At 49.0% G+C, this 11,011-nt stretch carries 13 protein-coding genes and 1 tRNA gene; 10 read left to right on the top strand and 4 right to left on the bottom strand.

Annotated elements, in window-relative coordinates; genetic code table 11:
* The coding region (locus EBS36_04220) for a cysteine--tRNA ligase (GenBank protein ID NBU32357.1) at positions 1–1,062 on the top strand (1,062 nt) is incomplete at its 5' end.
* Complete coding sequence (gene rlmB / locus EBS36_04215; GenBank protein NBU32356.1) at positions 1,062–2,039, top strand: 23S rRNA (guanosine(2251)-2'-O)-methyltransferase RlmB; 978 nt, start codon at positions 1,062–1,064, stop codon at positions 2,037–2,039. The genes EBS36_04220 and rlmB, both read left to right, overlap by 1 nt.
* Before the next feature lie 54 nt (positions 2,040–2,093).
* Here rlmB and ugpC read toward each other — a convergent pair whose 3' ends face one another.
* Positions 2,094–3,182 (bottom strand): sn-glycerol-3-phosphate ABC transporter ATP-binding protein UgpC, encoded by a 1,089-nt coding sequence (gene ugpC / locus EBS36_04210; protein NBU32355.1) that lies wholly within the window; start codon positions 3,180–3,182, stop codon positions 2,094–2,096.
* 224 nt (positions 3,183–3,406) lie between these two features.
* On the opposite strand from ugpC, the gene EBS36_04205 reads away from it, so the two are divergent.
* From EBS36_04205 to EBS36_04180, 6 genes are all read left to right on the top strand, one after another.
* A tRNA-Thr gene (locus EBS36_04205) sits at positions 3,407–3,482 on the top strand.
* 81 nt (positions 3,483–3,563) lie between these two features.
* Positions 3,564–3,857: a DUF3263 domain-containing protein gene (locus EBS36_04200; GenBank protein ID NBU32354.1), complete on the top strand. Its 294-nt coding sequence runs from the start codon at positions 3,564–3,566 to the stop codon at positions 3,855–3,857.
* 59 nt (positions 3,858–3,916) lie between these two features.
* A complete protein-coding gene (locus EBS36_04195; GenBank protein NBU32353.1) occupies positions 3,917–4,288 on the top strand; it encodes a LytR family transcriptional regulator in 372 nt (123 codons plus the stop codon).
* Between the two features lie 238 nt (positions 4,289–4,526).
* Positions 4,527–4,733: a cold-shock protein gene (locus tag EBS36_04190; protein ID NBU32352.1), complete on the top strand. Its 207-nt coding sequence runs from the start codon at positions 4,527–4,529 to the stop codon at positions 4,731–4,733.
* A 179-nt stretch (positions 4,734–4,912) separates the two neighbouring features.
* Positions 4,913–6,529 (top strand): chaperonin GroEL, encoded by a 1,617-nt coding sequence (groL, locus tag EBS36_04185; GenBank protein ID NBU32351.1) that lies wholly within the window; start codon positions 4,913–4,915, stop codon positions 6,527–6,529.
* Positions 6,530–6,780: 251 nt separating this feature from the next.
* The gene (locus EBS36_04180) at positions 6,781–7,845 is read left to right on the top strand and encodes a hypothetical protein (protein ID NBU32350.1); all 1,065 of its coding nucleotides are present in this window, start codon (positions 6,781–6,783) and stop codon (positions 7,843–7,845) included.
* Between the two features lie 35 nt (positions 7,846–7,880).
* Here the strand turns inward: EBS36_04180 and EBS36_04175 are convergent, their stop codons facing one another.
* Positions 7,881–8,099: a hypothetical protein gene (locus EBS36_04175; GenBank protein NBU32349.1), complete on the bottom strand. Its 219-nt coding sequence runs from the start codon at positions 8,097–8,099 to the stop codon at positions 7,881–7,883.
* A 110-nt stretch (positions 8,100–8,209) separates the two neighbouring features.
* Here EBS36_04175 and EBS36_04170 point away from each other — a divergent pair, with 110 nt between their 5' ends.
* Positions 8,210–8,593 (top strand): cold-shock protein, encoded by a 384-nt coding sequence (locus EBS36_04170; protein ID NBU32348.1) that lies wholly within the window; start codon positions 8,210–8,212, stop codon positions 8,591–8,593.
* A gap of 15 nt (positions 8,594–8,608) precedes the next feature.
* Positions 8,609–9,424 carry a DUF3027 domain-containing protein gene (locus tag EBS36_04165; protein ID NBU32347.1) on the top strand — a complete coding sequence of 272 codons (816 nt, stop codon included), beginning with the start codon at positions 8,609–8,611 and terminating at the stop codon, positions 9,422–9,424.
* Here EBS36_04165 and EBS36_04160 read toward each other — a convergent pair.
* The gene (locus EBS36_04160; GenBank protein ID NBU32346.1) at positions 9,332–9,592 is read right to left on the bottom strand and encodes a DUF2530 domain-containing protein; all 261 of its coding nucleotides are present in this window, start codon (positions 9,590–9,592) and stop codon (positions 9,332–9,334) included. The genes EBS36_04165 and EBS36_04160 overlap by 93 nt on opposite strands.
* A gap of 145 nt (positions 9,593–9,737) precedes the next feature.
* A complete protein-coding gene (locus tag EBS36_04155; protein ID NBU32345.1) occupies positions 9,738–10,874 on the bottom strand; it encodes a phosphoserine transaminase in 1,137 nt (378 codons plus the stop codon).
* Positions 10,875–11,011 lie beyond the last annotated feature (137 nt).

Raw genomic sequence — 11,011 nt, 5'->3', positions numbered from 1 at the left:
GAGCCACGAGCAACTGGTCACATCACGCAGATGGTTACTATGATGCAAGAGCTGATTGATCGTGGACATGCATACGCCGCTGATGGCGATGTCTATTTCGATGTGCGCTCATTTGCCGATTATGGCCAATTATCAGGCCAGCGCATTGATGATTTATTGCCAGCCGCAGACTCAGCAACTGATAGTCGCAAGAAAGACCCACGCGACTTTGCCTTATGGAAATCAGCTAAGCCAGGTGAACCATCTTGGCCAACTCCTTGGGGTGACGGCCGGCCAGGCTGGCACCTGGAATGTTCGGCGATGGCGCAGGCATATTTAGGAAGGGCATTCGACATTCACGGCGGCGGGCTTGATTTAGTTTTCCCGCATCATGAAAACGAAGTTGCCCAATCGAAGGCGGCTGGTTCAGATTTTGCAAACTTCTGGTTACACAATGCCTGGGTTACTACATCTGGCGAAAAGATGAGTAAATCACTGGGCAATTCCTTACTAGTGACTGAAGTCGTTAAACGAGTGCGCCCAATTGAACTTCGTTGGTATTTAGCCAGTGCGCACTATCGGAGCAATCTCGAATTTTCTGACGACGCACTACAGGAGTCAGCAGTAGCTTTTGGTCGGATTGAAAACTTTGTGCGCAGGGCAAGTGAAGTTGCCGGTACAGAGAATGTAGGTACCGAGCTACCAACTGAGTTTGTTATTGCCATGAATGAAGACCTAAACGTACCGGCAGCTCTAGCGGTACTTCAAGGAGTTGTGACGCAGGGTAACTCTGCCCTAGCGACCAATAATCGATCGGTCACATCCAGTTCATTGGCCCAGACCCGATTGATGCTCGATGTTTTGGGTGTTGATCCATTGAGTCCGAACTGGTCCAGTGCAACTAGCAGCGATTCGTTGGCTGAAATTGCTAATTCACTTGTTCAACAGCGCATAGCAGCCCGCACTGCAGCTAAGGCAGAAAGAGATTTTGCAACCGCTGATGCAATTCGAGATGAATTGAAAAACATCGGAGTTGTCTTAGAAGATAGCGCCGATGGTGTGCGCTGGAATGTGGAGCGATGATGGCCGGCAATTCCAAGCGCAAAGGTGCAATTCGTAAAAGTGGCAAGGGGCCATTAGTTGGCTCCGGTGGTAGAGGCAAACAGCGCTTAGAAGGTCGCGGCCCAACTCCAAAAGCCGAAGAGCGGACAAAGCATCCGGCCGCTAAACGCAAGCGCGCCGCTGAAAAATCAGCTATCAAAGGTGGGCGTGCAGCAGCGAGTAAGCGAGTTAGTCGCCCTAAAGATCGTGATGGAATCGAATGGGTGGCTGGGCGTAACTCGGTCCTCGAATGTTTGCGAGCCGAAATTCCGGCTTCAGCATTGTATGTTCAGCAGTACGTAGAAACTGATGATCGCTTAAAAGAGATTTTGTTACTCGCAAATCAACAAGGTATGAGTTTGCTTGAATCACCGAGAGGTGAACTAGACCGCATGACAGATGGTGCAGTACATCAAGGTGTAGCCCTAAGAATACCTGCTTATGCTTACGCTGACCCACAGGACATCTATGATGATGCCATCGCCAACAAATTTCAACCGTTCATTGTTGCACTTGATGGTGTTACTGATCCGCGTAATCTTGGCGCGGTTATTCGTAGCGCAGCAGCATTTGGCGCAGACGGGGTTGTGGTCCCAGAACGCCGGGCAGCGGGGATGACTGCATCGGCGTGGAAAACATCAGCGGGCGCGGCGTCGCGTGTGCCAGTAGCTCGAGCAACGAACTTAACCCGCACGCTGACTGCCTATCGGAAAGCAGGTTGCACAATCATTGGCCTAGATGCTGATGGCGACCTCGAGTTAAGTGAGTTTTCAGCCAGTATTGCCACCGGACCAATAGTGCTAGTGGTTGGTGGCGAAGCCACTGGCATGTCACGCCTAGTGCGCGATACTTGCGACAACATCATCTCAATCCCGATGTTTGATGAAACCGAGTCACTAAATGCGGGCGTAGCCGCTGGCATTGCCCTTTATGAAATCGCTAGGTTACGCCGCCCATAAATATTAGGTAATAAAAAAGTCCGAGCAACTGCTCGGACTTTTTTATTTAGAAATTTAGTAAATGTAGCTCAAGCCAGTTGACACGCTGAATGCATGAACATTTTCTGGGTTCAAAGCAATGCGTACGGTCTCGCCACGCTGAGTGGTGATGCGTCCGTCTGCGCGAACTGTGATCATCTTGGTTTCGCCATTAGCATCCTTTACCTCACCGTAAATGTAAGCATCAGCGCCAAGTAGTTCAACAAGATCGACCAGCATCTCAAAGCCATCGTTGCTTAGGTGTAGATCTTCTGGACGAAGACCAAGAGTCAAAGTCGATGAACCTTCAGAGGCAGCTTTACCCAATACATCTTGGGAAAGTGGAACATGGTGTCCGTTTAGATCTACGCCACCATTTGTGATTGCTACATCAATCAAGTTCATCGCAGGAGAGCCAATGAATCCGGCAACAAACGCATTGCGTGGTTTGTCGTATAGATTCTGCGGAGTGTCAACCTGCTGCAAGAGACCGTCTTTCATAACAGCAACGCGATCACCCATGGTCATAGCTTCGGTCTGATCGTGAGTCACATAAACAGTGGTCACACCTAGACGACGCTGCAATGAGGCGATCTGAGTACGGGTCTGAACGCGAAGTTTTGCGTCCAAGTTTGAAAGCGGTTCGTCCATCAAGAACACCTGAGGGTTACGCACGATCGCGCGACCCATGGCAACGCGCTGACGCTGACCGCCAGAAAGTGCCTTTGGCTTGCGCTCTAGGTATGGGGTTAGGTCAAGAATCTTTGCAGCTTCGGCTACACGGCTGGCAATCTCACCTTTGTTGACACCAGCAATCTTGAGACCAAAGCCCATGTTTTCGGCAACGGTCATGTGTGGGTACAGCGCATAGTTCTGGAACACCATCGCGATGTCGCGATCTTTCGGCGCCACGTTGGTAACATCACGGTCACCAATCCAAATACGACCTTCATCGATTTCTTCTAGACCAGCAAGCATGCGAAGTGATGTGGTTTTACCGCAACCTGATGGACCAACGAGAACTAGGAATTCGCCATCAGCGATTTCAAGTTCAAGTTTGTCCACGGCAGGAACGGTGCCACCGGGGTAAATGCGAGTTGCTAGGTCAAAGCGGACAGTCGCCATTATGTTTCTCCTTCACCGACAGGTACGTGTCGGACGATCCGTTGTAAAGGTCTGTAGTAGTTAACTACAGCCGTTGCTGTGAGCAACCCCTTAAGTCTGCCATGAATTTGTCGGTTGGCATAGTGCTTTCCGGCCGAATTATTCGACCCCAATTTTGGGATTTCGGGACAAATTTTCTAGACTGTGGGGGCGTGGTTTTCATAGCCAGACTTTGATGACCCGATGCCGGCGTGGCGCAATTGGTAGCGCACCTGTCTTGTAAACAGGGGGTTAGGGGTTCAAGTCCCCTCGCTGGCCCCAGGTAAAAGTAATGAGCGACATACCGCAGCAAAACTTTGGGGTAACTGCAAGTTCGTCAGGGTCTACCAATAACATTGAAGAGTGATTGATCCAGCTCGCGTAGCATCTTCCGATGAAGCTAGTTCTTTATCGGAACGCGACCAACGCATTCTTGAATTTGAACGCCAATGGTGGAAGTTTGCTGGCGCCAAAGAGCAGGCAATCCGCGAACAGTTCGACATGTCGGCTACTCGCTACTACCAAGTTCTAAACTCACTCCTTGATCAGCCCGCAGCTATGGCTTTTGATCCGATGTTAGTAAAGCGCCTGCAGCGCATGCGTGCTTCTCGTCAGCGAGCACGGTCAGCACGTCGCCTCGGCATTGAACTTTCCTGAGGCTTAAGTTGTCCGCTGGGCAGTCCTTTAACCATCGAGTAACTAGACCACTTTTAGTCATGCTTATTACCGTGAGCATTCTTGCCGGCGCTGGGCTAACTCTAACTAAACTGCGGCCAAGCTCCACCGCCTCGGCATCGACTAAGCCGAGTCCATTCGCCTCCGCAAGTTTGCGACTTGGCGTTAATGTATTAAATGGCACGACCACAGTTGGGTTGGCCAGTCAAGTTAGCAATGTTTTAGCTAGCCGAGGCTGGCAGATTAATCAGATCGGCAACTGGCCTGGCGAGCAATTACAGCAAACAACCGTTTATTACCCAGCAGGCTTCGCCGAACTTGCCGATTCACTTGCAATTGAAACTGGCGGAGCTGCAGTTCTGGCTCCAAGCAATTTGAGTCAAGATAATCTCACCTTGGTTTTAACCAAGTAGGTTGCTTCATCAAATTTCGTTATGAATGTGAACAATTTTCTTAAAATCGACAATTTTGGCGTTTTGAATCCAAATTTGTGCAATAGAGTTGGTTTTGGTCGACCGCAAGCGCAAGGCAGTTAGAGAGCAAGACTCGAAGACACAGATTCGCGAGCAAGCTGCGAACTCTCACTTTGGTGGGCAGGGAGCAAGGCCCGGACTAACAAACGTTAGTTCGCCCCCAAAAGAAAGAGATGCCATGTTAGGCACTGTTAAGTGGTTCAATCAGGAAAAGGGCTACGGCTTCGTTGAAGTTGATGGCACCGACCGCGACGTCTTCGTTCATTACTCAGCAATTGAGGGTGACGGATTCAAGACGCTCGAACAGGACCAGCGAGTTGAGTTCGAAATTGGCGAAGGACCAAAGGGTCCACAGGCAGAACACGTCCGCCCGGTTTCAGCTTAATTTTTAGCGAATAAAGGGCCTCAGTTTAATCTGGGGCCCTTTATTTATGCCCAGATTCTCGCCCCGATTTGCACTCTAGGGGTCAGAGTGCCAACAATAGGATTAGCACTCGGTAGCCCCGAGTGATAATAAACCGGGAGCTCAAGCTCCAAAACCGTTTGGCACAAAAGGAATCACACATGTCAAAGATGATCGCTTTCGATGAGGAAGCCCGTCGCGCACTTGAGCGTGGAATGAACACACTTGCTGACGCAGTTCGCGTCACACTTGGCCCAAAGGGTCGAAATGTTGTGCTCGAGAAAAAATGGGGCGCTCCGACCATCACCAATGATGGCGTTTCTATTGCAAAAGAAATCGAACTAGAAGATCCATACGAGAAAATTGGCGCTGAACTCGTTAAAGAAGTCGCCAAGAAGACCGATGATGTAGCAGGTGACGGAACTACTACTGCAACCGTCCTTGCTCAGGCGCTAGTGCGTGAAGGATTGCGTAACGTTGCGGCCGGTGCAAATCCGATGGTGTTAAAGCGCGGTATTGAAAAGGCAGTTGCTGCCATCAGTGCCGAACTTCTAGCAATGGCACAAAAAGTCGATTCAAAAGAACAGATTGCTGCAACAGCATCTATCTCAGCTGCAGATCCACAAATCGGACAAATGATTGCCGAGGCTATGGACAAAGTCGGCAAAGAAGGTGTTATTACCGTTGAAGAGAGCAACACTTTTGGATTGGAACTAGAACTTACTGAAGGTATGCGCTTTGACAAGGGCTACATCTCGCCCTACTTCGTAACTGATCCAGAGCGTATGGAGGCAGTACTTGAGGACCCATACATTTTGATTGCTAACTCAAAAATTTCATCAGTGAAAGATCTTGTTCCTGTCTTGGAAAAGGTAATGCAGAGTGGCAAACCACTTGCCATCATCGCTGAAGATGTCGAAGGCGAAGCCCTTGCGACTCTAGTTGTGAACAAGATTCGCGGAAACTTCCGTTCCGTTGCAGTGAAAGCACCAGGCTTTGGCGATCGCCGTAAAGCAATGTTGCAAGACATTGCAATTTTGACTGGCGCTCAAGTAATCAGCGAAGAGGTTGGCCTCAAACTGGAAAATACGGACATTGAATTGTTGGGCAAGGCTCGCAAGGTTGTTGTAACCAAGGACGAAACCACAATCGTTGAAGGTTCTGGCGATGCAGATCAGATTGCTGGTCGAGTAACTCAGATCCGCAATGAAATTGAAAAGACCGACAGTGATTACGACCGCGAGAAATTGCAAGAACGCCTCGCAAAGCTTGCTGGTGGCGTTGCAGTCATCAAAGCGGGAGCCGCAACTGAAGTTGAGCTAAAAGAGCGCAAGCACCGCATCGAAGATGCAGTCCGTAATGCCAAAGCTGCAGTAGAAGAAGGCATCGTTGCCGGGGGCGGTGTTGCACTTCTTCAAGCATCTGAAAAGGCATTCAAATCTTTAGTTGTTGAGGGCGAAGAAGCTGTTGGTGCAAATATCGTCAAGGTCGCTGTTGAAGCGCCGCTAAAGCAGATTGCTACCAACGCAGGTCTTGAAGGCGGCGTTGTTGCTGAAAAGGTCCGCAATCTTGAATCAGGATTTGGCCTTAATGCGGCAACTGGCGAATATGTGGACCTAATTAAGGCCGGCATCATTGATCCAGCGAAAGTAACTCGAAGTGCATTGCAGAATGCATCTTCTATTGCTGCGCTGTTCCTAACCACCGAAGCAGTAATTGCGGACAAGCCAGAGAAGGCTGCTCCAGCAATGCCAGGTGGCGGCGACATGGACTTCTAAAGTTCAAAACTTTTTTGGCCCCTGCATCTTTGGATGTGGGGGCCAATTTTTGATTGGAGCATCTAGTGACCGATGAGTCAAAGAATTAACTTAAATAATACGCAAATGGGGCCACTGGTTGCATAGGGTGAGAATAACGATTACCCGAAGGACACTGCCTAATGAAGAAGATACTAATAATTGCCACCGCAGTCTCGTTACTGAGTGGGTGCGCGCTTAGTTCTACTTACACAATCAGCAGTTCAGGGACAGTGTCGGGCACAACCACTTTTGGCGTACCCAAGTCGGCGCTACGAAATGTAAGTACCGTTGAGCAGTGGGCTCAAGTGCTTACTAGCAACAATTTTCCAAGCCCCAGTCCAGATGACTCAGCTTCTCCGTCGCCAGCACCGAGTGCCAGTTGCGCGCCTGGTGAAGATCGCGAACTAGGTCAGTGGCTTTACACCTGTGATTTGTCAGGAGACATCACGATACTCGGTGAGGCATCATCCATTACTGATTCAGGGAATCTGCTCTTTGATCGCGAAGCTAACCAGTTAGTAATTACCCAGACATCTACTTCTGGTTCCGAAGACATCGACAATCCATTTTCGCTAACTGGCGTCTCGCTGATGTTCACAACCACCACAATCAAACTGCCGGGAACAGTCGGCGAGGTTACTGGCAGCGCTAGAAAAATCGATGAAAATACCGTTGAGTTTACAGCTGACGAAAATCAGAAAAGTAATTCAACGGCAACCATTACATTGAGCGGCATCAGTAGTACGGCAACTAGTCTGGATTTGACGACTAAACCATCATCACTTTTTGATGGCTCGGTGGAAGTTCAACTAATTGCTACTTTGGGTTCGCCAGCAGAAGGCTTAGTTGAATTTTTTGACGGAAGCACAAGTCTTGGCCTAGCTGACCAAGGCGCTGAGGGTGTCTTCACGCTAATCGCGTCCGGGCAGACAACTGGCGCTCACACTTATAAGGCAGTTTTCCGGCCAAAGAATTGGTGGAGCCTGGATAAGTCGAAGGATGAAACGTCCGTTAACTTCAAAACCTTTAAATTTTCGGGTTATCCAAGTATTTCTGGAATAGGCAAAGTCGGGTCAAAACTAAGCATTGCTAATTTCAATCCTTCGCCGACTTCGGCAAAGATCGCGTATCAGTGGCTTCGAAATAACAAAGCGATACCTGGCGGCACAAAGAGCGCCTACAAGTTGTCTGCGGCAGATTACAAGAAGTACATTTCGGTGCGCATTGTCGTTACCAAATCAACCTACTTGCCGCTCACTGTTATCACGAATCCGATAGCGGTAACTAAGCGCTAATGATTGAGGCAAGACTTGGGCAGGAAAATTACCGCTCACGGTTTATCTCGCATTGCTTTTGACCGAGTTTTTGCTGAGCTGCGCAACCCAAGGAGAATTAGCCCCAGCCCTATTACAGTAAGCATTGAGAGCCCCCACCAGTAACTGGGCAGAATTAAATTCGCAATAAATAATGGCGAAATGGCGATACCAGCGCAAATCATTCCTAATGCCAGAGCGATTATCCCTGCTTGCATGATTCGATCTCCGCGCATAGACCAATTTTAGGCATGTTTGCTGCATTTTGGCGGATGAACAATCTCCCTTACGCTTAGGTAAGTGTTGTGGGCAACCTAACATAAGGAATTGATCAAGGAGCAAGACCATGCCAACTGGCAAAGTGAAGTTTTACGACAGTGAAAAGGGCTACGGCTTTTTGCAAACAGATGAAGGTGATGAAGTATTTCTTCATGCCTCCGCGCTTCCAGCTGGGGTCCTTTCGCTCAAGAATGGAACGCGCGTTGAGTTTGGTGTTGCAGAGGGTCGTAAAGGACTTCAAGCACTTTCGCTAAGAGTTCTAGAAGAGCCGCCAAGCATTGCTAAATCTGGCCGCAAGGGTGCGGAAGATATGGCAATCGTGTTAGAAGATGTCATCAAACTTCTTGATTCATTTGCAAACAGTCTGCGTCGTGGCCGCTACCCAGATGATCGCCAGAGCCAGAAAGCCGCAGCCGTATTGCGCGCTGTTGCCGATCAAATTGATGTTTAAGTCAGATTAACTTTTATTGTGAAAATTTCAGCGTTAGCCAAAAACTCAGGCGCACTAGCTTTAGCTGCGCTCAGCGAGGCTGTGCCAGCAAGTGAACTTGGCAAATCACTTGATGTGAGTTTGCAAGATACCGGCGAACAAGATTTTGCTGTCGCAATCCATACCTTCGAATGTTTGGCTCCTGGATATCCTGGTTGGTACTGGGCAGTTTCAGTTATTGCAATAAGTGATCAAGATTACGGAACAGTTAGTGAAATTAATTTGCTACCTGGTCCAGATGCGCTAGTTCCTCCTGCTTGGCATCCATGGGCTGAGCGGGTTCAAGCTGGTGACTTAGGAGTTGGTGATTTACTCCCGGCACCAGCAAATGATCCCCGACTCACGGCTGGCTTCACTGGCTTAGCTGAACTCGAGTCTGAATTAGCCGAGCTACACCCCATGCAATGGGAACTTGGACTAGGTCGCGAAAAAATCCTGAGCGAGCTCGGACTCGAACAAGCGGTTAATCGCTGGATGAGTGGCCAAACTGGCCCAAGAAGTTTGATGGCTAAGTCGGCACCTGCCGATTGCAGCACTTGTGGATTCTTAATTCCGGTTGGCGGATCGCTTGGTCAGGCGTTTGGAATGTGCGGCAATGAATATGGCGCAGCTGATGGTCGTGTTGTTGCCATGAACTTTGGTTGTGGGGCGCATTCTGCTGTTGAGGTTACTCAAAATTCTCCGGTGCCAGTCGTTGACTTAGCGGTCGATGACTTTGCCGATGAGATTGAGCCGGTTGACCCGTCGCCGGGTGTAGATCTGTCCGAGCAGACCGAGGACGACGCCAGCTAAGCAGATCCATTTTGCATCTGAATATCCGCGCGAAGTCAGATGTTCATTGAAGAGTAAGCAAACAAACAAACCTATGGCCCAAATCATCGTGCCGATAGTTACTTCGCGAATTCCATCAACCGCAATAGGTTGAAGCTCGGGTGCAGTGCTGTGCTTTTCAGATTCCATGTGGCAAAGCGTACTACCTTAAAAACCGGCCATACCAAATCGGCATTATGCTTTTAGATATGAGCCCAAATATTCGCAGGTTTGTAACTATTGCCGTGCTTATCGGAATGTTTTTGGCGGTAGTCGTTTCAGCCTTTTTAGGAAGTTAGTCTCCTGCGAGCTGGCCCACTACGTAGTCAATACTTTTCAGAAGCTGACGAACATCGCTTGGTTCTACTGCTGGAAAAACTGAAATTCGTAATTGGTTTCGGCCGAGTTTACGGTATGGCTCAACATCCACAATTCCATTCGCCCGCAGATTTTTTGCGATTATTGTTGCGTCTATCGACTCATCAAAGTCAATTGTGGCAACAACTTTCGATCGCTTAGTTGGATCAGATACATATGGTGTTGCAATGTTACTTGCTGCGGCCCAATTGTAAATAGCATCAGAAGATTCAGTTGATCTGGCAATACACCAGTTAAGTCCGCCATTTGCGTTAAACCAATCCACCTGCTCAGCCATCATAAAGATAGTTGCCAGCGCTGGAGTGTTGTAGGTCTGGTCGAGTCGACTATTTTCAATCGCAGTCATCAGATCAAGGAACGCAGGAATGTAACGACCGCTTGCTTTAATTTCTTCGGCTCTAGCAATCGCTTTAGGAGACATAAGTGCGATGAACAGCCCACCATCAGAACCAAAACATTTTTGTGGCGAGAAGTAGTAGACATCTACCTCTGCCAAATCAACCGCGAGGCCGCCTGCCCCTGAAGTCGCGTCGATAATTACGAGGGCATCTTCATCCGCACCAACTGGACGCACTGGGGTCACTGCCACACCAGTGGAAGTTTCATTGTGTGGGCTGCAATAAGCATCAATGCCAGGTTCAGCTATGAATGATGGCGCATCGCCGGGCTCGCCTTTTAGAACAGTAGGTTCCCCCAGAAATGGGGCACTCTTTGCTGAACTAGCAAACTTTGAACCAAACTCCCCAAATGACAAGAATTGGGCACGATCTCGAATGAGGCCAAAAACTGCCACTTCCCAGAATGCCGTTGAGCCACCATTGCCAATTACGACCTCGTAACCCTGTGGCAAATTGAACAGTTCTGCAACACCGGCGCGCAGGCGAGCGACCTCATTCTTCACCGGCTTTTGCCGGTGAGAAGTACCCAAATATGACCGAGAAACCTTAGATAGAGCGGATATTTGCTCTTCACGCACTTTTGACGGCCCAGCGCCAAAGCGCCCGTCTTTGGGTAAAAAGTCAACAGGAATAGTAATTTCAAGATTTTCAGCCATGTGACAAGTGTAAAAGATGGAAATTTTCTCGCACTTTCAGGGAGTGTCTCGCAAGAAGTAACGCACAAGCAAAATCCAAGATTGCTACAAATTCCTGAATCCTGTTACCTAAAAGCATAGTTTTAGTGGGATAATGT

This window comes from Actinomycetota bacterium (genome assembly GCA_009923495.1).
Taxonomy (GTDB): domain Bacteria; phylum Actinomycetota; class Actinomycetes; order S36-B12; family UBA5976; genus UBA5976.
Note: the sequence above shows the minus strand (reverse complement) of the source record. Positions and strands in the feature narration are given on the sequence as shown.

What these genes read in the sequence shown, in the direction of transcription:
- rlmB (NBU32356.1), top strand. Translation starts at nt 1,062, where the DNA reads ATGGCCGGCAATTCCAAGCGCAAAGGTGCAATTCGTAAAAGTGGCAAG.
- ugpC (NBU32355.1), bottom strand. Translation starts at nt 3,182, where the DNA reads ATGGCGACTGTCCGCTTTGACCTAGCAACTCGCATTTACCCCGGTGGC.
- EBS36_04195 (NBU32353.1), top strand. Translation starts at nt 3,917, where the DNA reads ATGCTTATTACCGTGAGCATTCTTGCCGGCGCTGGGCTAACTCTAACT.
- EBS36_04190 (NBU32352.1), top strand. Translation starts at nt 4,527, where the DNA reads ATGTTAGGCACTGTTAAGTGGTTCAATCAGGAAAAGGGCTACGGCTTC.
- groL (NBU32351.1), top strand. Translation starts at nt 4,913, where the DNA reads ATGTCAAAGATGATCGCTTTCGATGAGGAAGCCCGTCGCGCACTTGAG.
- EBS36_04175 (NBU32349.1), bottom strand. Translation starts at nt 8,099, where the DNA reads ATGCGCGGAGATCGAATCATGCAAGCAGGGATAATCGCTCTGGCATTA.
- EBS36_04170 (NBU32348.1), top strand. Translation starts at nt 8,210, where the DNA reads ATGCCAACTGGCAAAGTGAAGTTTTACGACAGTGAAAAGGGCTACGGC.
- EBS36_04160 (NBU32346.1), bottom strand. Translation starts at nt 9,592, where the DNA reads ATGGAATCTGAAAAGCACAGCACTGCACCCGAGCTTCAACCTATTGCG.
- EBS36_04155 (NBU32345.1), bottom strand. Translation starts at nt 10,874, where the DNA reads ATGGCTGAAAATCTTGAAATTACTATTCCTGTTGACTTTTTACCCAAA.